The 18,570-nt window shown below is 62.1% G+C and carries 17 protein-coding genes and 4 pseudogenes; 12 read left to right on the top strand and 9 right to left on the bottom strand.

The features are described 5' to 3' along the window. Positions 1 to 45: 45 nt before the first annotated feature. The 5 genes from WDO70_01625 to WDO70_01645 all read left to right on the top strand — a co-directional run bounded on the left by WDO70_01625 (position 46) and on the right by WDO70_01645 (position 3,646). Complete coding sequence (locus WDO70_01625) at positions 46 to 927, top strand: hypothetical protein (protein ID MEJ0061925.1); 882 nt, start codon at positions 46 to 48, stop codon at positions 925 to 927. Next, a complete protein-coding gene (hisH, locus tag WDO70_01630) occupies positions 924 to 1,643 on the top strand; it encodes an imidazole glycerol phosphate synthase subunit HisH (protein MEJ0061926.1) in 720 nt (239 codons plus the stop codon). Before WDO70_01625 ends, hisH begins: the two co-directional genes overlap by 4 nt. Before the next feature lie 168 nt (positions 1,644 to 1,811). Further along, the gene (gene hisA / locus WDO70_01635) at positions 1,812 to 2,561 is read left to right on the top strand and encodes a 1-(5-phosphoribosyl)-5-[(5-phosphoribosylamino)methylideneamino]imidazole-4-carboxamide isomerase (protein ID MEJ0061927.1); all 750 of its coding nucleotides are present in this window, start codon (positions 1,812 to 1,814) and stop codon (positions 2,559 to 2,561) included. Next, positions 2,555 to 3,307, top strand: coding sequence for an imidazole glycerol phosphate synthase subunit HisF (hisF, locus tag WDO70_01640; protein MEJ0061928.1), 753 nt, complete (start codon positions 2,555 to 2,557; stop codon positions 3,305 to 3,307). The genes hisA and hisF overlap by 7 nt, the downstream gene beginning before the upstream one ends. Positions 3,308 to 3,316: 9 nt before the next feature. Next, on the top strand, positions 3,317 to 3,646 hold the full coding sequence (locus WDO70_01645) for a phosphoribosyl-ATP diphosphatase (GenBank protein ID MEJ0061929.1): 330 nt from the start codon (positions 3,317 to 3,319) through the stop codon (positions 3,644 to 3,646). A 1-nt stretch (position 3,647) separates the two neighbouring features. On the opposite strand, the gene WDO70_01650 is transcribed toward WDO70_01645, so the two are convergent. The 6 genes from WDO70_01650 to WDO70_01675 all read right to left on the bottom strand — a co-directional run bounded on the left by WDO70_01650 (position 3,648) and on the right by WDO70_01675 (position 7,881). Then, positions 3,648 to 4,943, bottom strand: a complete 1,296-nt coding sequence (locus WDO70_01650; protein MEJ0061930.1) for a hypothetical protein — start codon at positions 4,941 to 4,943, stop codon at positions 3,648 to 3,650. Continuing rightward, positions 4,940 to 5,068: a hypothetical protein gene (locus WDO70_01655; GenBank protein ID MEJ0061931.1), complete on the bottom strand. Its 129-nt coding sequence runs from the start codon at positions 5,066 to 5,068 to the stop codon at positions 4,940 to 4,942. Before WDO70_01655 ends, WDO70_01650 begins: the two co-directional genes overlap by 4 nt. 82 nt (positions 5,069 to 5,150) lie before the next feature. Then, on the bottom strand, positions 5,151 to 6,128 hold the full coding sequence (locus WDO70_01660) for a hypothetical protein (protein MEJ0061932.1): 978 nt from the start codon (positions 6,126 to 6,128) through the stop codon (positions 5,151 to 5,153). Between the two features lie 17 nt (positions 6,129 to 6,145). Continuing rightward, positions 6,146 to 6,457, bottom strand: coding sequence for a nucleotidyltransferase domain-containing protein (locus tag WDO70_01665; protein MEJ0061933.1), 312 nt, complete (start codon positions 6,455 to 6,457; stop codon positions 6,146 to 6,148). 6 nt (positions 6,458 to 6,463) lie between these two features. After that, entirely contained in the window at positions 6,464 to 6,862 is a 399-nt protein-coding gene (locus WDO70_01670; protein MEJ0061934.1) for an HI0074 family nucleotidyltransferase substrate-binding subunit, read from the bottom strand. Continuing rightward, positions 6,859 to 7,881 (bottom strand): glycosyltransferase family 9 protein, encoded by a 1,023-nt coding sequence (locus WDO70_01675; GenBank protein ID MEJ0061935.1) that lies wholly within the window; start codon positions 7,879 to 7,881, stop codon positions 6,859 to 6,861. Before WDO70_01675 ends, WDO70_01670 begins: the two co-directional genes overlap by 4 nt. 94 nt (positions 7,882 to 7,975) lie before the next feature. Between WDO70_01675 and grpE the strand changes: the two genes are divergently transcribed. Further along, positions 7,976 to 8,548 carry a nucleotide exchange factor GrpE gene (grpE, locus tag WDO70_01680; GenBank protein ID MEJ0061936.1) on the top strand — a complete coding sequence of 191 codons (573 nt, stop codon included), beginning with the start codon at positions 7,976 to 7,978 and terminating at the stop codon, positions 8,546 to 8,548. Positions 8,549 to 8,555: 7 nt separating this feature from the next. On the opposite strand, the gene WDO70_01685 is transcribed toward grpE, so the two are convergent. Then, positions 8,556 to 8,882: a hypothetical protein gene (locus WDO70_01685; GenBank protein ID MEJ0061937.1), complete on the bottom strand. Its 327-nt coding sequence runs from the start codon at positions 8,880 to 8,882 to the stop codon at positions 8,556 to 8,558. A gap of 135 nt (positions 8,883 to 9,017) precedes the next feature. Further along, positions 9,018 to 9,320 carry a hypothetical protein gene (locus tag WDO70_01690; protein ID MEJ0061938.1) on the bottom strand — a complete coding sequence of 101 codons (303 nt, stop codon included), beginning with the start codon at positions 9,318 to 9,320 and terminating at the stop codon, positions 9,018 to 9,020. Between the two features lie 273 nt (positions 9,321 to 9,593). Here WDO70_01690 and dnaK point away from each other — a divergent pair. From dnaK to WDO70_01710, 4 genes and pseudogenes are all read left to right on the top strand, one after another. Then, a pseudogene (gene dnaK / locus WDO70_01695) lies at positions 9,594 to 11,523 on the top strand (molecular chaperone DnaK). A gap of 263 nt (positions 11,524 to 11,786) precedes the next feature. Beyond that, positions 11,787 to 12,930, top strand: a pseudogene (gene dnaJ / locus WDO70_01700) (molecular chaperone DnaJ). A gap of 212 nt (positions 12,931 to 13,142) precedes the next feature. Then, the gene (locus WDO70_01705) at positions 13,143 to 13,871 is read left to right on the top strand and encodes an SDR family oxidoreductase (GenBank protein ID MEJ0061939.1); all 729 of its coding nucleotides are present in this window, start codon (positions 13,143 to 13,145) and stop codon (positions 13,869 to 13,871) included. A gap of 219 nt (positions 13,872 to 14,090) precedes the next feature. Further along, a pseudogene (locus tag WDO70_01710) lies at positions 14,091 to 14,822 on the top strand (SDR family oxidoreductase). Here the strand turns inward: WDO70_01710 and WDO70_01715 are convergent. Beyond that, complete coding sequence (locus WDO70_01715; protein ID MEJ0061940.1) at positions 14,819 to 14,974, bottom strand: hypothetical protein; 156 nt, start codon at positions 14,972 to 14,974, stop codon at positions 14,819 to 14,821. The pseudogene WDO70_01710 and the gene WDO70_01715 overlap by 4 nt on opposite strands. Positions 14,975 to 15,078: 104 nt before the next feature. On the opposite strand from WDO70_01715, the pseudogene ileS reads away from it, so the two are divergent. Together ileS and lspA are read left to right on the top strand one after the other, a co-directional pair. Continuing rightward, positions 15,079 to 17,941, top strand: a pseudogene (gene ileS, locus WDO70_01720) (isoleucine--tRNA ligase). Next, entirely contained in the window at positions 17,941 to 18,519 is a 579-nt protein-coding gene (gene lspA / locus WDO70_01725; GenBank protein ID MEJ0061941.1) for a signal peptidase II, read from the top strand. Before ileS ends, lspA begins: the two are co-directional and overlap by 1 nt. Positions 18,520 to 18,570 lie beyond the last annotated feature (51 nt).

The following is an 18,570-nucleotide window of genomic DNA, read 5'->3' on the forward strand; positions in this document are numbered from 1 at the left end:
CGGATGATATCTCCCGCGCAGATATGGGCCGGGATTCCGCGCCATATGAATGCAGTCTTTCTCGGCGTGACGATTGTCGCGCTTGCCCTGCCGCTGCCTTATGAGCTTGCGCCCGGATGGCTCGCGCCCGCGATGATCGCCGCCGTCGTTTTCATGAGCGCCGCGAAGCTGAATTTCGCCGATCTGGCCGACGCGCCGCTAGGCCCCCTGGCCATTTTTCTGGCGGCGCGGTTTCTCATCCTGCCCGCCGCGCTCTATGGGCTTGCCGTTTCCTTCGACCGCGATCTGGCGATGGCCCTCATGCTGATCTCATTGACGCCGGTCGGCGTCATGGCTCCGGCCCTGACTTCGGTCTATGGCGGCAATGTCAGCCTGGCCTTCGCGCTCAATATCCTGACGACTCTGGCCTTTCCCTTTGTCCTGCCGATCATGACGCTGCTGCTCGCGGCGAAAAGCGCCGCCATCGACGCGGCGGGATTGTTTCTCATCACCTCGGCGATGATTTTCATCCCGCTCGGCCTCTACGCCGCGCTGAAACCCGCGCACGGGCGCATCAAGCCGTTCCTGCAGAAGAACGGCGCGCCGCTTTCCATTCTCTTGCTGGCCTTGGCGGTCTTTATCCTGGCCGGACAGACGCGCGGCATCATCCTTGCCAACGGCTTCGTCAACATCGCCGCTTTTCTCGCCGTCACGGCTTCGTATGCGGTGTTTTTCATGCAAGGCTGGCTCTGGCCCGGTTTGCGCCGGACCCCGGACAGGATCGGCCTGGCGGCATCGTCGGGGATCAATAATTCGACTCTGACCATCGGCATCGCCTCCGCCGCTTTTCCGGGCCAGGTTCTCGCTTTCGTGCTGATCGCCGAATTCGTATGGCTGCTGGGCGTCGCCGGATTCGGCAGATTCATCAAGGGGCGGGGGCGGCCATGAAACGCATCGCGGTCATCGATTACGGATCGGGGAATTTGCGCTCGGCGGCGAAGGCGCTGGAGGCGGTGGCCGGAGCGGACGAGCATGTCATCGTAACCGCCGAGGCGCGGGAGATCGAGACGGCGGCGCGCATCGTATTGCCCGGCGTCGGCGCGTTCGCCGATTGCTATCGCGGGCTTGCGGCCTTGCCCGGCATGATGGCGGCGCTGGACAAGCGCGCGCGGCGGGACGGCGTCGCGTTTCTCGGCATTTGCGTCGGGATGCAGTTGCTGGCAACGGAAGGCCATGAGCATGGCGTCCATCCGGGTTTGGGCTGGATCGGCGGCACGGTCGAAAAACTGACGCCGCCGCCGGGCGGCAAAATCCCGCATATGGGATGGAATGAGTTGCGTTTGACGGGCGAAACCCCCTCACCTGCAAAAACTAAGGACTTGCTGAAGCAAATCCAAGTTTTTGCTTCCTCTCCCCAGGGGGGAGAAGGGGCGCCCGTCCATCCTTTGTTCAAGGGGATCAATGACGGCGCGCATGTTTATTTCGTGCATTCCTATCATGTCGTCCCGGCGGATTCCGGGGCGGTTCTGGCGACCGTCGATTACGGCCAGCCCGTCGCCGCCGCCGTGGGGCAAGGCAATATTCTCGGCGTGCAGTTTCATCCCGAAAAAAGCCAGGAAACCGGGCTTAAAATCCTGCGCAATTTCCTGGATTGGCAGCCGTGATTCGCGGTTTTCGTCATTCCCGGCGACTTTGGCCGCCCCTGAGGCGGACAAAGTTGAACGGGAATCCCGTTTTTTTCATATAACAAACGGGATTCCCGCTCGCCGCTGCGCGGCGTCGGGAATGACGGCTTCTCTTGAACCTGCCGTGCTTTAGGCTATAAAGCTCCGATGATTTTATATCCTTCCATCGACATCAAGGACGGCGCGGTCGTGCGCCTATTGCGCGGCGACCTCGACGCCGTGACCGTGTTCGGCAACGATCCCGCGGAACAGGCGCGGCGCTTCAAGGCGCAGGGCTTCGAATGGCTGCATCTGGTCGATCTCAACGGCGCGGTCGAGGGCAAGCCGGTCAATGACGCGCTGGTCGAAACCATTCTCGCCGCGGTCGATATGCCGGTGCAGCTCGGCGGCGGGATTCGCGACATGACAGGCATCGAGTCCTGGCTGAAAAAAGGCGTGAGCCGCGTCGTGCTCGGCACCATCGCGCTCAAGCAGCCCGCCCTGGTGCGCGAGGCCTGCCGCGAATTTCCGGACAAGATCGCCGTCGCCATCGACGCCCGCGACGGCTATGTCGCGGTCGCGGGCTGGATGGAGGCGACCAACACCCGCGCGCTCGACCTCGCGCTGCGTTTCGAGGACGCCGGCGCGGCGGCGATCATCTATACCGATATCAATCGCGACGGCGCGCTCGGCGGCGTCAATCTCGAGACCACCGTCGATCTCGCCTACGCGCTGACGACGCCGGTGATCGCTTCGGGCGGCGTCGGCTCGATGCAGGATCTGGTCGAACTGAAAGCCTATGAAAGCGCGGGCATTACCGGGGTCATCGTCGGGCGCGCGCTCTATGACGGGCGGATCGATATCCCGAAGGCGCTGGCGGAATTGGCGAAGCCTCCCGCCGAAATCTCGGCATGCTGAAACACCGAATCATCCCCTGTCTCGACGTGAAAGACGGCCGGGTGGTCAAGGGCGTGAATTTCATCGATCTGCGCGACGCGGGCGATCCGGTCGAACAGGCCAGAATCTACGACCGCATGGGCGCGGACGAGCTTACTTTTCTCGATATCACCGCGAGCCATGAGAATCGCGCGACGATCTATGACGTGGTGGCGCGCACGGCGGATTCGGTTTTCATGCCGCTGACCGTGGGCGGCGGCGTGCGCGAGGTCGAGGATTTCCGCCGTCTGCTGCTCGCGGGCGCGGACAAGGTCGCGGTGAATTCCGCCGCCGTGGCCCGGCCCGGATTGATCCGCGAGGGCGCGGAAAAATTCGGCGCGCAATGCGTGACGGTCGCCATTGACGCCAAGAAGGTTGGCGCGGGCTGGAACGTGTTCGTCAAAGGCGGGCGCGAGGATACCGGCAAGGACGCGGTGGCCTGGGCGCAGGAAGCGGTGTCGCTGGGCGCGGGCGAGATTCTGCTGACCTCGATGGATCGCGACGGCACCGGCGGCGGCTATGATCTGGATTTGCTGCGCGCGGTGTCGGCGCGCGTGCCCGTGCCGGTCGTCGCGTCGGGCGGCGTCGGGACGCTGGAGCATCTGGCCGACGGCATCCGCGCGGGCGCCGATGCGGTGCTTGCCGCCAGCATTTTTCATTTCGGGACTTATACGGTCGCCGAGGCCAAGGCGCATCTGGCGGCGCAGGGCTTGCCGGTGCGGAACTGAGGAGGCTTTATGTCCGAGGATTTGCATATCTTCGCCCGCCTGTTCGCCATCGTGAAATCGCGGCGCAAGGGCGATCCGGCAACCTCCTATACCGCGAAGCTGTTCGCGCGCGGCGTGCCTAAGATCGCGCAGAAGGTGGGCGAGGAAGCGACCGAGCTCGTCATCGAAGCGGTGCGCGGCGACAAGATAAAAATCCGCGAGGAATCCGCCGACCTGCTCTATCATCTGCTGGTGCTGTGGGCGGCGAGCGGAATTACCCCCGATCAGGTGGGCAAAGTCCTGGAAAAACGCCTCGGCCAAAGCGGCATCGCGGAAAAAGCCGGGCGCGGGAAGCGATAATTCATAACTCGCAGCCGGCCGGCAGCGTATTGTGATAAAAGAAGGCGGCCTCTCGCGTCAGCTTGGCGGAGATATGATCCGTAATGTGCCGCGTGACATTGATCAGGCTTTCATCCTGCCAGCCGGACGGGCTGGTTCTCACGGTGGTCAGGCCCGCGGCCTTAAGAAACTGCGCCTCCAATTGGGAGCCGACGGAAGGGGGAACATACAGGCTGCCGAAACCCTGAAGCGCCGACAGGTCGCAATGTTCCGCGTTTTCGGCGTGGAGAAAATTGATGTTGCGAAGTCCCGCCGCGTCGAGGTCCGCCACATTGGGTATCCGCATATGATGCGCGTTTTTGAGCTTTCGCGCCCGCAGGCGCGTCGCCTGGGCGGCGCTGAGATCGTGGAGGATTTCAAGCTCCGGAAAATCGATCAGCGCCGCGTGCGGCAAGGCGGCGTTGTTGATTCTGCGCAGCGCCGGCAGATGAACTTCCTTCGCATGATAGGCAAGAAGATCATGCATGGCCTCGAGCTTCTCCGCCCTGATGATTTTCGTGTCGGTTCCCGTCCAGATGACGCCGGCTTCCTCGACATGCGAGAGATTGAATTCCGGCGCGTTCGTATAAAGCGTCGCCTTAAGGCGCGGCGGCAGGCGCCTAAGGTCGGAAAGCTCCGTCACGTCGAGCGTCAGGCGCGGGGACTGCGACAGCCGGTCAAGCGCTTCCTGCGGGGTTTCGTCATGGGCGGCGATATGGGCGATCAGAATGCCGTCCATGGGGCCGCCGCTGAAGGGAACCCACTGCCCGGTGCGCGTCAGGGCGGTATCGCGCCAGGCGAAGGGCAGGCCGTCGATATGGCCGATTTCCATTTTGCCGGAAAGCTGGTGCAGCGTGTCGCAAAGGGCGGGTAAACATGCCTCCTCGCGGCCGATGGCGCGATTCGACGGGCCTTCCACATGGGCCATCCCGCGCTTGACGTCATATTCGACGACCGCGCATGCGCCGCCGGGCCCATGCAAGGCGAACAGGCGGGTTTTCCCCTGCCTTATTTTAATCGCGTAATGCAGATAATATTTGGCTTCCGGGTCATGCGGCGACAGGCCCCTGATCCTGAGCGCCGCGCTGTTATGCTTTCTGCCGGCGCAGTTATCGACGGCGTCGCTATGATCCTGCAGATGCTCCGGCGTGGTCATCTCCACCAGCGTATAGGCGGGATCGGCGGCGCGGGCGATCAGCGCGGGGGCGATTCCTCCGCGCCGCCTCGCGGTGACATGCCGGGCGGATTCGCGGGCCTCGCTGATCGCGGGATTTTTCATGATCGCCGCACCGCGAAAGTTTGTTCCATGACAGCGACGGCTCCGCCGTCCATGATAGAGACGGCTCCGCCGTCAGGCGACCGGCCCTCGAAAATATTCAAAATCGCGGCATGATTATTTGTCATCAGACCCCGGCGAAAATAGGCAAAGCAAAATAATGGCGAAGCCTATCAAAAAAAACGGCGGCCATGAACAGAAATCATGCGCTTATGCATGGCTTTCAAACAGGGCCGTCGCCGGTTTTTTCCCGTCCCAGCCCTGGGCGCGCAGCATGCCCGACGCCGGGTGCATTTCTACCGCGAGGCGGCTGAAGGCGTTCAGCACCGGAGGTTGCAGCCAGCGGAAATAATCGCCCGCCTTGATGCTTTGCCGCAGGCCTTCCAGCCGCCGCTCGGAGAAATTCGGGCCGAGATCGCCCGGCAGGCCGGGATCGAGCCAGTGATTGGTGACGGCGCGCGCCGGATTGACCGCCGTGCCTTCGATGCTGCGCTGGATGACGGCATGCTCGCCGGGATGGACGCCGACGATCGTAAAAATACACGGGCGGCATAAAGCCGTTTCCTTCAGCATGTGCCGGGCGGCCGCGAAGTCCGGCGCGGTTTCGCAAACCTGGCGCAAAAGGAGGGCCGGGGGCATGCCTTGCGAGCGCCACCAGCGTTTCTTGTCGGCGAGCCAGCCCGCCGCCTGGCCGACGACCGGGCCGAGGCCGAAGCTGGTATGCGGCGCGTTGTTAAGCACGGCGGCGAATCGGCCCGGCGCGCTGGCCTGCAGCGCGCCGACGCAGCCCGGCCAGGTGACATGGCTGAAATTTCCCGCAGGCCCGCCGGAGTTCACGATCATCGCCATTTCGCCGAGGCGCGGAAACGGCCAGTCCAGCACGCGCCCCAGAATGGGCGTGCCGTCGTCGGCATCCAGAATCGCCGCCGCGCAGCCCCATTCGTAATTGAGGCTGGCGAACCATGCGCCGCGCCGTCCCGCCATGGCGTCGATGCGCGCGATTTCGTCCTTGTACGGAATATCGCGCTGCGCCGCCCAGCGCCGCGAAACTTCGTCCAGCAATCCCGCGACCGGCCAGGTCAGCATGCGGTCGCCGAGCGCCATCAATTCATGCGTCCGGTCGAGAAAACGCCGCGCCAGCGCGGCATGATCGCCGTTCGGCAGGTCGATGGACAGCAGTGAGGGCATGGACTCAGCGTCGATCTTTATATGCTATTCCTTTCATAAAACAACACGCCGTCACGGGCGATTTTTTCCCGCAGAGAATGGTCTTCAAGCCCGTTCATATGCACAAGGTCGATTTTATAGACCAGGGGCAACTCCTCGAATTTGGCCTTGAGCCCGAGAAAGCCGGAAAAATCCAATCCCGGCGCAGCGACCGCCAGATCGATATCGGAGGCGGCGTTGAAATCGCCCCGCGCGCGCGAACCGAACATCAGCACCCGCTCCACTTCAGGCATGCCGCGGAATACGGTCTGCAGCATGGCGATATGGCGGTCATCGATTCCATAAGGCATGACATTTTATCCGGGCTTCGCCGTTTCGAGCTTTTCCAGCAGGCGCGCCAATGCCGCGTATCCCTCCGCCGCGATGAAGGCATAGACGGCGGCGGCCACGGCTGAATCGTAGGTATGAGAGGTTAAATTTCTATTTTCATGCAGGCGCGACCACAGGCCGCCATCGTCGAGCAATCCCTGTCCCAGGGCCTCCCGCAGAGCGTCCTTGGCATTGCGGACGTCGATGTCTTTCCCCGCGAGCCATAATTTGAGCGTTTTCCAGGCTTGTTCATAGGTGAATTCAAAACGCTGGATCACGCCGTCGCGGCCAAGCTCGGTGCTCGCTTCATCGAGCCCTTGCCGCAGTTTTGCCAGCGCCTTGCGGAAATCGCCAATCCGTTCCCGGTAGCGTTCGTCGAGATTCATGATGCCGCCCTCTTGGCGGCGACTATAGCCGCCCCGATGCCGCCGCACAATTCATCCGCAGCCCGGGCGACGGCATCCAGGGGAATCAGCGCCATCGCTTCGCCGCCGAATTGCTGCGCGATGATGACTTTGCCGTGGCTGACGCGCGGGGCGAGCTTGGCGGCGTTGGTCGGGCCGAACAGCGACACCAGCGGGCAATCGACGGCGGCCAGCATGTGGCTGGTTCCGTTATCGCCGGTGACGGCGCAGGCGAGCCGCTCGCCGACGGCCATGGTGGCGGCAAGATCGTAGGCGCCGCCCCAGACCGGGTCTTGCAGCGGGAATTTCGCCGACGGCACGGCGGCCTGCAATTCGGCCAGCCATTCGGTTTCCTGCGGGCCTATGAGAAAGGCCGGGACGCGTCCCGCCGCTTGCTGGCGCGCGGCAAGCTCGACGAACCGCTCGCGCGGCCAGATTTTGACTTTATTCCCCGCGCCCGGCACCAGCCCGGCATAGACCGGCCCTTCCGGCAAGGCCGCCGCCGCCTTGGCGCGATAGGATTCCGGCACCGGAATCCCGCCCGCGACTTCCGGCATGCGTCCCGCCGCGAGCCGCACCAGCTCGAGCAGCCGGTCGCGGATATGCGGCTGCTTATGCCAGAACATCAGCGGCCTGCGGTCGGAAAACAGGTAGCGCATGGCGGGTGCGATAAAAACCTCATGGGGAATGCGCCGCGCCTCGCGGGCCATGCGCCAGCGGTTGCGGGTATCGATCAGGATGTCGTAGCGCGGCGCGGCTTTATCCGGCTCGGCGAGAAATTCGGGCTGCTCGAGGACGTGATCGAGATAGGGCCGGGACAGTTCGCGCAGCGGGCCGGAGAAAAAGCTTTTGCCCTGGGTGGTGATCCAGGAAATCTCGGCCTGCGGAAAGGCGGTGCGCAGCGCGCGGATGAAGGGCAGCTTGATGAGCGCGTCGCCGATCAGATCGAGTCCCACCAGGACGCCGATGCTGTTGATCGACCGATTAGTATCTTGCGCCATATATTTCCCGCCGCCCGTCATTTCTCTTCCGCCTTGTATTATCGTCAATAATCCCTATCTTGTGCGGCTAAGAAAATCTACGGAGATTATAGCCATGACCGAACCCGCTGAAGATATTCAGAGCGCGCCCGAGGGCGCGGCCCCGGACGTCGCCAATGACAGCGCCGATCCCGCCGCCCGCATTGCCGCGCTTGAAGCGCAGGTTAAGGAATTGAAGGAGCAGGGGCTGCGCTATCTGGCCGAGATGGAGAATGTCCGCAAGCGCGCCCAGAAAGAGCGCGACGATGCCGGAAAATACGCCGTGGCCGGATTCGCCAGGGAATTGCTGGAAGTGGCCGATAATTTCGAGCGCGCGGCGGCTTCCGCGCCGCAGGACGGCATGAGCGACGCGGTCAAAAATCTGGTGACGGGCATCGAGGCCACCGGGCGGCAGCTTGCCGCCGCGCTGGAGCGGGCGGGAATCAAGAAGGTCGAGGCGCTGGGCCAGCTTTTCGATCCGAATTTCCATCAGGTCATGATGGAAATCGACGACGCCGAGAAACCCGCCGGCACCGTGGTGCAGGTCTTGCAGCCCGGCTATGTGATCCATGGCCGGCTGCTGCGCGAGGCGCGGGTCGCCGTCAGCAAGGGCGGCGCGGCGGCGGGGAAGATGGATACGGTGGCGTAAGCGCGCCCTATTGCGGACCGCAATCGATTTTATAGTCCCGGCCGCCGATCGTGACGGGAACGGGCCGCGAGGGCCGCGCCGCGCAGACGGCTTCGCGAAGCTCGGCGGCGGTCGGGGCGGCATTGTCCGGCATGGCGGGCAGCGCGGCGATGGCGGCGGTTTCGCGGGCGGCCTGCGCGTGCGTTTGATAATTCCTGTATAATTCCACCCCAACGATGGGCGCCGCGATCAAAGCCGCCGTAGCCGCCATGCCGATATGGATCATGCGGGGCAGCCTTTGCTCGGTGCCGTCCGGCTGGCCGGAGCGCAATCTTTTTCTCGGTATTCCGTGCATGGAAAGAGTTTTGCCGTTACCGCTCATCATCATTCCTCTCTATAAATTCATGCAATGCGAATCGAGCCTGCTTCGTTTTTGCCAAAACCCGCCGGGACGATACCTTTTCGCGGCAAAATATTGCCGCAAGGCCGGCTATTTGACCGATGCGGAGGGCGCGGCGGACGGAACCCGGCTGCTCGGCGCGGGACGGGCCGGTTCGGCCTGAATTGCCGCCGTCTGAATTGTCGCGGCCTCGGTCTGCGAGTGCCTGGATTGGCCTGGATGCGTGCCGATCATCGCGGCAATGGTTAGAGCTTCCCAAGCTATAATGCCGACGCCGATGTAATTCGCCCTCTTGGCCGCTTGGAAGTCCGCGATTTCTTCTTCTACCGTGGGCTTCCATGAAAATGTGGCCCGGTCTTTTTGGTCTGTCGACCAGTTCTTAAATTCGCTCATAATCATGCTCCGGATGAATTGAAAATTGATCGCGGGTTTATAGCATTGCGACGGCAAAAAGTCTGCGTTTTTCTTCGCCGAATTAATTTCGCGGATGCGCGCCATGCCGTAATCCTAAAATCCCCTCGGCATGGATCAAGGCGTTCATATTTTTCCCCTTCGCCATTGCAGGATGCGCGGCTAGCCCCTATATACGAGTCAGGAAAAAGCGTTAGACGTAATGTTAACGCATGGATTTCAATAGCTTAGTTAAGAATTGAAAGGACACTACCCATGGCGAAAGTTATCGGCATCGATCTCGGCACCACCAATTCCTGCGTCGCGGTGATGGAAGGATCGACGGCGAACGGTCATCGAGAACGCCGAAGGCGCGCGCACCACCCCGTCCATCGTCGCCTTCACCGGCGCGGGCGAGCGGCTGGTCGGCCAGTCCGCGAAGCGCCAGGCCGTGACCAATCCCACCAGCACCGTCTATGCGGTCAAGCGGCTGGTCGGACGCAATTTCAACGATTCGATGGTGCAAAAAGACATGCATCTGATGCCCTATAAGATCGTCAAGCACGCCAATGGCGATGCCTGGGTCGATGCGGGCGGCAAGCAATACAGCCCGTCGGAAATCTCGGCCTTCATTCTCATCAAGATGAAGGAAACCGCCGAAGCCTATCTCGGCGAAAAAGTCTCGCAGGCCGTGATCACGGTGCCTGCCTATTTCAACGACAGCCAGCGCCAGGCGACCAAGGACGCGGGCAAGATCGCGGGCCTGGAAGTGCTGCGCATCATCAACGAGCCGACGGCGGCGGCGCTCGCCTACGGGCTTGAGAAAAAGGGCCACGGCACCATCGCGGTCTATGATCTCGGCGGCGGCACGTTCGACGTTTCCGTGCTCGAAATCGGCGACGGCGTGTTTGAAGTCAAATCGACCAATGGCGACACGTTCCTCGGCGGCGAGGATTTCGACATGCGGATCATCGATTTCCTGGCCGACGAGTTCAAGAAGGATCAGGGCATCGATCTGCGCCAGGATAAACTCGCGCTGCAACGCCTGAAGGAAGCCGCCGAAAAGGCCAAGATCGAGCTTTCCTCGGCGACGCAGACGGAGGTCAATCTTCCCTTCATCACCGCCGATCCGACCGGCCCGAAGCATCTCAACGTCAAGCTGACTCGCGCCAAGCTGGAAGCGCTGGTGGATGAGCTGATCCAAAAGACCATCGCGCCTTGCCAGGCGGCGCTGAAAGACGCGGGCGTCAAGGCGTCCGACATCAATGAGGTGATCCTGGTCGGCGGCATGACCCGCATGCCCAAGATCATCGAGACGGTGAAGCAGTTCTTCGGCCGCGAGCCACACGGGGCGTCAATCCCGACGAAGTCGTCGCCATCGGCGCTGCGATCCAGGGCGGCGTGCTGAAGGGCGAAGTCAAGGACGTGCTGCTGCTCGACGTGACGCCGCTGTCGCTCGGCATCGAGACGCTGGGCGGCGTGTTCACGCGCCTGATCGATCGCAACACCACGATCCCCACCAAGAAGGGCCAGGTCTTCTCGACCGCCGAGGACAACCAGAATGCGGTCACGATCCGCGTGTTCCAGGGCGAGCGCGAAATGGCCGCCGACAATAAATTGCTCGGCCAGTTCGATCTGGTCGGGATTCCGCCGCGCCGCGCGGCATTCCGCAGGTCGAGGTCACGTTCGACATCGACGCCAACGGCATCGTCAGCGTCACGGCCAAGGACAAGGCCACCAACAAGGAACAGCAAATCCGCATCCAGGCTTCGGGCGGGCTGAACGACGCCGAGATCCAGCGCATGGTCAAGGATGCCGAAGCCAACGCCGCCGAAGACAAGAAGCGCCGCGAGGCGGTCGACGCCCGCAACCAGGCGGACGGCTTGATCCATACCACCGAAAAATCGCTGAAGGAATCCGGCGACAAGGTGCCCCGCCGACGACAAGGCGGCGATCGAAGCGGCGCTGGCCGAAGCTAAGGGCGTGCTGGACAGCGGCGACGCGGCGGCGATTCGGGCGAAATCCGAAGCGCTGGCGCAAGCGGCGATGAAGCTCGGCGAGGCGCTCTACAAGAACGCGGGCGCGGGCGATCAGGCGGCCAACGACGCGGCGGGCGCAGCAGCAGGCGCAGCCGGGCCAAGACGGCGCGGTCGATGCCGACTTCACCGAGGTCAAGGACGACGATAAGAAGAGCGGGACGGCGTAAGCTAGAGCGGTGTTCCCCTCTCCCCTCTGGGGAGAGGATAGTTTTTCTTAGCGAAGCCGCGCTTGCGCGGGTGAGCATAGAAAAACTTGGTGAGGGGGCTCTCTCTATCTGGCAAACCCCCTCACCTGCAAAAACTAAGGGCTTACTCCGCCTGAAGGCGAAGTAAGCCCAAGTTTTTGCTTCCCTCTCCCCGGAGGGGAGAGGGCTTCTCTTCCGGAGAGGCGGGAATTTTCTATAGACATTATTGATATAGGCCCAGCCTAATGACCGCTAAACCAGATTACTACACCACCCTCGGCGTCGCGCGCGAGGCCGACGAGGCGGCGCTGAAAAAGGCCTATCGCCAATTGGCGATGCAATATCATCCCGACCGCAATCCCGGCGCGACCATGCGGCGGAAGCCAAGTTCAAGGACATCAACGAAGCCTATGCCATCCTCAGCGACGGGCAGAAGCGCGCCGCCTATGACCGGTTCGGCCATGCCGCGTTCGAGCAGGGCGGCCCAGGGGGAGGCGGTTTCGGCGGCGGCGGGCTTCGATTTCGCGGGCGGGTTCGCCGATATTTTCGAGGATATGTTCAGCGAAATTCTCGGCGGCGGACGCGCGCGGGGCGGCGGCCAGCAGGGCCAGGCGCGCGGCGCCGATATCCGCCATGATCTGACGATCACGCTCGGCGAGGCCTTTACCGGCACGGAAAAGCCCATCACCGTGGGCGCGGTCGGTTTCCTGCGACGACTGCAAAGGATCCGGCGCGGCGCCCGGAACTTCGCCGGTCGCCTGTTCGACCTGCGCGGGCCATGGCCGTGTGCGGCAACAACAAGGATTTTTCACCATCGAGCGCCCCTGCCCCACATGCCAGGGCGCGGGCCGCGTGATCAAGACGCCGTGCAAAAGCTGCGCCGGATCGGGCCGCACGCGGCAGGAAAAAAAGCTCGCGGTCAGCATTCCGGCGGGCGTGGAAGACGGCACGCGCATCCGCCTGTCCGGCGAGGGCGAGGCTGGAGCGCGCGGCGCGCCGCCCGGCGATCTTTATGTGTTTCTCGGACTCGACCGGCATGAATTGTTCCAGCGCGAGGGCGCGAATCTTTATTGCCGCGTGCCGGTGCCGATGACGACGGCGGCGCTGGGCGGCGATATCGAGGTTCCGGCCATCGACGGCAATCCGGCCAAGGTCGAGGTCAAGGCGGGCACGCAGCCCGGTCACCGCGAGCGGCTTCGCGGGCGCGGCATGAGCATCCTGCGCAACACCAACCGCGGCGATCTTTATGTCGAGATCGCGGTCGAGACGCCGACCCATATGACCAAAAAGCAAAAAGAAATCATGGCCGAGTTCGCCAAGGAAAGCGGCGAGAAAGCCTTCCCCGAAAGCCGGGGATTCTGGGAACGCATCAGGGCGGGGAAGAAATAGCGCCCGGCCTCTTATCCGGGTCGACCGGCGATTGTTGCAGCGCGGGACCGATTGCCGCCGCTGAAAATGCCGAATGCAAACAAACGCTAAAAGACACCGGTCGCGCCGTTAACCATAATTTTGGCTTTGTGAAAGTATATGCGGCTGATAAAAACGCATACGCATAATCCAATGCGTCTGGATTTAACTTCATACATTAAGGAGCAAGAATTATGGCAAAAGAATTAGAAGGCAAGGTTGCCGTCGTGACCGGGGCCTCATCGGGCATTGGATTGGCCAGCCTGGAGGCGATGATTGCGGCAGGCGCGCAACTGGTGGCGGTCGCCCGCGACACCAAAGCGCTGGACGCGCTCCACGAGAAGCATGGCGATGCCGTGATCCCGCTGGCGATGGATCTGCTCGATCCGAAGGAACGGGCCTCCCTGGTGCCGAAAGTCCTCGCGGAAACCGGCCGCATCGACATCTTTCATGCGAATGCGGGCGCCTATGTCGACGGCAACGTGATCAACAACGATCCCGAGACCATCGACCGGGTGATCGACCTGAATTACAAAACCGTGATCCACAATGTGCGCGACGTTCTGCCCCACATGATCGAGCGCAAGACCGGCGACATCGTCGTCACGAGCTCGCTGGCGGGCCATTATCCTACGCCGTGGGAGCCGGTCTATGCGTCGTCGAAGCTGGCGATCAACAGATTCGTCGAGATCACGCGGCGTCAGCACCGTGATGACGGCGTTCGCCTGATGGAAATCTCGCCCGGCCCCGTCGAAACCTCGATGGTCGCGAGCTGGGAGCCCGAGAGGCTGAAGAAAGCCAAGGAAGACGGCATCCTGATTCCCGCCAAGGAAATCGGCGAAGCGGTGATGTTCGTGGTGACGCGTCCGCGCGGCATGACGGTTCGCGACATGGTCATTATCCCCAGCGGATTCGACCTCTAATCGCATTATAGAGACTATCGGCGACCAGGGCGCGCCACCGATCATGGTGGCGCGCCCGCATCCGCCGACGCGGTCGATGGCGTCCGAAAGGCCCGGCGGCTTCCTCCGCTTAAGCTTCGTGGCTTATCGGCCGGCGCGCGCGGCCAATTGGCAGGCGCATGAAAATATGCTCTAGTGCGCCCCACCTGAATTTTATCTTCACACAAGGGAACAAGGACTATGGCAAAAGAATTGAAAGGCAAGATTGCCGTTGTGACCGGGGGCACGTCCGGCATCGGATTGGCCAGCGCTGAGGCAATGCTGGAGGCTGGCGCGCGCGTGGTGATCGTCAGCTTTGACAAGGCGGCGCTGAAGAAACTCCAGAAGAAGCACGGCGACGCCGTAATCCGCTTGGCCATGAACCTGCTCGAACCCGAAAGCCTGCGCGACGCTGGTGCCGAAAATCTTGAAGGAGACGGGCCGCATCGACATCTTTCATGCGAATGCGGGCTCGTATATCGGCGGCGACCTGGTCGATAACGACCCTGATGCCATCGACCGGATGCTCAATCTGAATATCAACGTCGTCATGAAGAATGTGCGCGCCGCGCTGTCTCACATGATCAAGCGCAAGACGGGCGACATCATCGTCACCAGCTCGCTCGCGGGCCAGTATCCGACGCCATGGGAGCCGGTCTACGCGCCGTCCAAATGGGCGGTCGACGGCTTTGTTCAGATCACGCGGCGCCAGGTATTCCAGCACGGCATTCGCGTCGGCTCGATCTCGCCCGGCCCCGTCGAAACCGCGCTTGTCGCGGACTGGCCCTGCCAAGAAACTGAAGGAAGCCAGGGATTCGGGAGCCTTGCTCAATCCCAAGGAAGTGGCGAACGTGATCATGTTCATGCTGACGCGGCCCGCGCTACATGACGATTCGCGACGTGGTCATGATGCCCACGAATTTCGATCTCTAGCCGTCTGCCGAAGCGAGGGCGGCATTAAAACCGTCCGCAAGCCGTGATTTCGGCGCATCCGTCAGGGCCATGCCGGAAATCATGAGCGCTTGCACCGCCGATTGTTTCGCCGCCGGAGGCTCCATTATTCCGGCGCACGCCCGGAATCCCATTGTTTTTCCTGCCGATATCAACAATAAATGGGATTCCCGGGTTCGCGCCTGAAGGCGCGGCGCCGGAATGACAAGCCTCCAACATGAATCCATCATGACCGCCGATTACAACAAACACCGTCTTCCTGCCGAAGACCCGACTTTCCGATGCGGGGCAGCCTCGCGCAGAAGGAGCCGGAGCTGCTCGCGCGCTGGCGGGACATGGAGCTTTACGCCCGGCAGCGCGAAACGGCGAAAGGGCGCAAGAAATTCCTGCTCCATGACGGCCCGCCCTATGCCAACGGCAGCATTCATATCGGCCACGCGCTGAACAAGATTTTGAAGGATGTGGTGAACCGCGCTTATTACGGGCTCGGCCACGACACGGCCTATATTCCTGGGCTGGGACTGCCACGGGCTTCCGATCGAATGGAAGGTCGAAGAAAATTACCGCGCCAAGGGCAAGGACAAAGACCAGATTCCCACGCTGCAGTTTCGCGGCGAGTGCCGCGATTTCGCCGCGCACTGGCTCAAGGCGCAGTCGGACGAATTTCAGCGCCTCGGCGTTCTCGGCGACTGGAGCCGTCCCTATTCGACCATGACTCCCGGCGGCGGAAGCGCAAATCCTGCGCGAGATCCACAAGTTTCTGCTGAACGGCCTGTTGTATAAGGGCGTCAAGCCGGTGATGTGGTCGGTGGTCGAAAAGACCGCGCTCGCCGAAGCCGAGATCGAATATCACGACCATAAATCGACGACGCTATGGGTGAAGTTCCCAATCATCAAGAGCGGCAATCCGGCGCTGGCGGGCGCGAGCGTCGTCATCTGGACGACGACGCCGTGGACGATTCCGGCGAATCGCGCCATCGCGTATGGCGCGGAGATCGAATATGCGGTTTATGAGGTTGCGGCGATTCACGAAGGCGCGACGGCGAAAATCGGCGATCGTTTGGTTATCGCCAAAGAATTATCGGCAAATTTTTCTGCTTCGGCGAAGCTGGAATTAAAAGCGATAGACGGAAAAACTGATCTTGCCGGAATGATCTGTGCTCACCCCCCTGCGCGGGCAGGGCTATGATTTTGATGTTCCGTTGCTGCCCGGCGAATTTGTCACCACGGAAGCGGGCACTGGCTTCGTGCATATCGCGCCGTCTCACGGCGAGGATGATTTCAATCTCGGACGCGCGCATGGCATCGAGATTGTCGATTATGTCGGCGATGACGGCGTCTATCGGGAGAATGTGCCGCTGTTCGCGGGTAAGGTGATCTATAAGCCCGACGGCAAAGTCGGCGACGCCAATGGCGCGGTCATCAAGGCGCTGGCGGAGGCGGGGGCGCTACTCGCCAAGGTCAATATCACGCACAGCTATCCGCATTCCTGGCGCTCGAAAGCGCCGCTGATTTTCCGCACCACCCCGCAATGGTTCATTGCGCTGGATAAGGCTCCGGAAGGCCAGAAAGAAACTTTGCGCGCGATGGCGCTGCGCGCCATTGGCGAAACCCGCTGGGTTCCCGACATGGGCGAGAACCGTATCACGGGCATGATCGAAACCCGCCCCGATTGGTGCATCAGCCGCCAGCGCGCCTGGGGCGTTCCGATTGCGCTTTTCATCGACAAGAAAACCGGCCAGCCCCTCAAGGACAAGGCGGTGCTGGAGCGTATCGCCGAAAGTTTTGCTAAAGAAGGCGCGGACGCCTGGTACAAGCACGACCCGCAGGATTATCTCGGCGAGAAGTACAAGGCGGGCGATTACGATCAGGTATTCGATATCGTCGATGTGTGGTTCGAATCCGGCTCGACCCACGCTTTCGTGCTCGATCCGCTGTGCAATGGCGGCAACTGGCCGGAACTCGACTGGCCCGCGACGCTTTACCTCGAAGGCTCGGACCAGCATCGCGGCTGGTTCCATTCGTCGCTGCTGGAGTCCTGCGGCACGCGCGGGCGCGCGCCTTATGATTCGGTGGTGACGCACGGCTTCGTGCTCGACGAGCAGGGGCGGAAAATGTCGAAGTCGCTCGGCAACACGGTCGCGCCGCAGCCGGTCATCGAGCAGATGGGCGCGGATATCCTGCGCCTGTGGGTGGTGATGTCGGACTATAAGCAGGATTTGCGCATCGGCCCGGAAATCCTCAAACAGACTGGCGAATATTACCGCCGCCTGCGCAACACGCTGCGCTATCTGCTCGGCGCGCTCGATGGCATGAGCGCGGTGGAGCGCCTGCCCGCCACCGAAATGCCGGAGCTGGAGCAATGGGTTCTGCACCGGCTATGCGGGATCGACCGCGAAATCCGCCAGCATATCGCCGATTTCAATTTCAACCGCATCGCCGTGATGCTGCATGAGTTTTGCGCGGTGGATTTATCGGCGTTTTATTTCGACATCCGCAAGGACAGCCTTTATTGCGACCGGCCCGACAGCCTGCGCCGCCGGGCCGCGCGCACCGTCATGGAGCAGGTATTCGAATGCCTCGTCGCATGGCTCGCGCCGTTCCTGTGCTTCACCGCCGAGGAAGCATGGCTCGCTCGTTATCCTCAGGAAAACGGCAGCGTGCATCTGCAGCTGTTCCCGGCGATTCCGGCTTCATGGTTCAACGGGGCGCTGGCCGCGCGCTGGGAAAGTGTCAGGGACATCCGCCGCGCCGTCACCGGCGCGCTGGAACTGGCGCGCGCTGGCAAGACGATTGGTTCAAGCCTTCAGGCGCATCCCCAAGTCTATGTCACGGCGGAGCAGATCGCGCTGCTGAAGGAAATGGATTTCGCCGGGCTTTGCATCGCGTCGGGTGTGACGCTGCGCGAGGGCGAGGCTCCGGAAGGGGCTTTCCGGCTCGATGATGTGCCGGGGGTTGGCGTCGTCGTCGGCCTGGCGCAGGGGACGAAATGCGAACGCTGCTGGCAGGTTCTGCCCGAGGTCGGCAAGCATGCCGATCACCCGCTGCTGTGCGAACGGTGTCATGACGCCGTCGTCAATCATAACGCGGAGGCGGCATAATGGGAAAATACGGTAGCGGCCACGATGATAATAACGACGATGGCAATGAGCGCGATGATCGCGACGCCGTCGCCCGCGACCGCTTTAAGCATTTAGAAGACGCCTGGGACAAATCCGTCCTTTATGGCTTCGCCATCGCCGCGGGCATTCTCGCCGTCGTGGCGGACCAGGCCAGCAAATGGTGGATACTCGAAAAACTGAGCGGCGGGCGCAGCATGGAAGTCATGCCGTTCCTGCGCTTCGACCTGGTGTGGAACAAGGGCATCACCTTCGGGATGCTGGGACACGACCATCATGGCAGCATGCAGTCGCGCATCCTTAGCGCGCTGTCCTTCGCCATTATGTTCGCGCTGGTGCAATGGCTGATGCGGGTCAAGCATCCATTCGCCGCCACCGGGATTGGCCTCGTCATCGGCGGCGCGCTCGGCAATGTCATCGACCGGGCGCAGCATGAAGCCGTGGTCGATTTCATCCATTTTTCTTTCTATCCGTGGGTCTTTAACGTCGCCGACAGCGCCATCATGATCGGCGTCGCGCTGCTGCTGATCGATTCGTTCCTGAATCGCCACGAGGAATAGGGCGGCGGGCCGGATTGACTTTTGCGCCCATGCCGCCAAAATGGGCCGTCT

This window comes from Alphaproteobacteria bacterium (assembly GCA_037200005.1).
Lineage (GTDB): Bacteria > Pseudomonadota > Alphaproteobacteria > UBA9219 > RFNS01 > JBBCGY01.

Excerpts from the sequence above, each read along its gene's own strand:
- hisH (MEJ0061926.1), top strand. The coding sequence starts at position 924 with ATGAAACGCATCGCGGTCATCGATTACGGATCGGGGAATTTGCGCTCG.
- WDO70_01645 (MEJ0061929.1), top strand. The coding sequence starts at position 3,317 with ATGTCCGAGGATTTGCATATCTTCGCCCGCCTGTTCGCCATCGTGAAA.
- WDO70_01625 (MEJ0061925.1), top strand. The coding sequence starts at position 46 with ATGAATGCAGTCTTTCTCGGCGTGACGATTGTCGCGCTTGCCCTGCCG.
- WDO70_01705 (MEJ0061939.1), top strand. The coding sequence starts at position 13,143 with ATGGCAAAAGAATTAGAAGGCAAGGTTGCCGTCGTGACCGGGGCCTCA.
- WDO70_01655 (MEJ0061931.1), bottom strand. The coding sequence starts at position 5,068 with ATGACAAATAATCATGCCGCGATTTTGAATATTTTCGAGGGCCGGTCG.
- lspA (MEJ0061941.1), top strand. The coding sequence starts at position 17,941 with ATGGGAAAATACGGTAGCGGCCACGATGATAATAACGACGATGGCAAT.
- WDO70_01660 (MEJ0061932.1), bottom strand. The coding sequence starts at position 6,128 with ATGCCCTCACTGCTGTCCATCGACCTGCCGAACGGCGATCATGCCGCG.
- WDO70_01675 (MEJ0061935.1), bottom strand. The coding sequence starts at position 7,881 with ATGGCGCAAGATACTAATCGGTCGATCAACAGCATCGGCGTCCTGGTG.
- WDO70_01715 (MEJ0061940.1), bottom strand. The coding sequence starts at position 14,974 with ATGGGATTCCGGGCGTGCGCCGGAATAATGGAGCCTCCGGCGGCGAAA.
- WDO70_01685 (MEJ0061937.1), bottom strand. The coding sequence starts at position 8,882 with ATGCACGGAATACCGAGAAAAAGATTGCGCTCCGGCCAGCCGGACGGC.
- hisF (MEJ0061928.1), top strand. The coding sequence starts at position 2,555 with ATGCTGAAACACCGAATCATCCCCTGTCTCGACGTGAAAGACGGCCGG.
- WDO70_01670 (MEJ0061934.1), bottom strand. The coding sequence starts at position 6,862 with ATGAATCTCGACGAACGCTACCGGGAACGGATTGGCGATTTCCGCAAG.
- WDO70_01650 (MEJ0061930.1), bottom strand. The coding sequence starts at position 4,943 with ATGAAAAATCCCGCGATCAGCGAGGCCCGCGAATCCGCCCGGCATGTC.
- grpE (MEJ0061936.1), top strand. The coding sequence starts at position 7,976 with ATGACCGAACCCGCTGAAGATATTCAGAGCGCGCCCGAGGGCGCGGCC.
- WDO70_01690 (MEJ0061938.1), bottom strand. The coding sequence starts at position 9,320 with ATGAGCGAATTTAAGAACTGGTCGACAGACCAAAAAGACCGGGCCACA.
- WDO70_01665 (MEJ0061933.1), bottom strand. The coding sequence starts at position 6,457 with ATGCCTTATGGAATCGATGACCGCCATATCGCCATGCTGCAGACCGTA.
- hisA (MEJ0061927.1), top strand. The coding sequence starts at position 1,812 with ATGATTTTATATCCTTCCATCGACATCAAGGACGGCGCGGTCGTGCGC.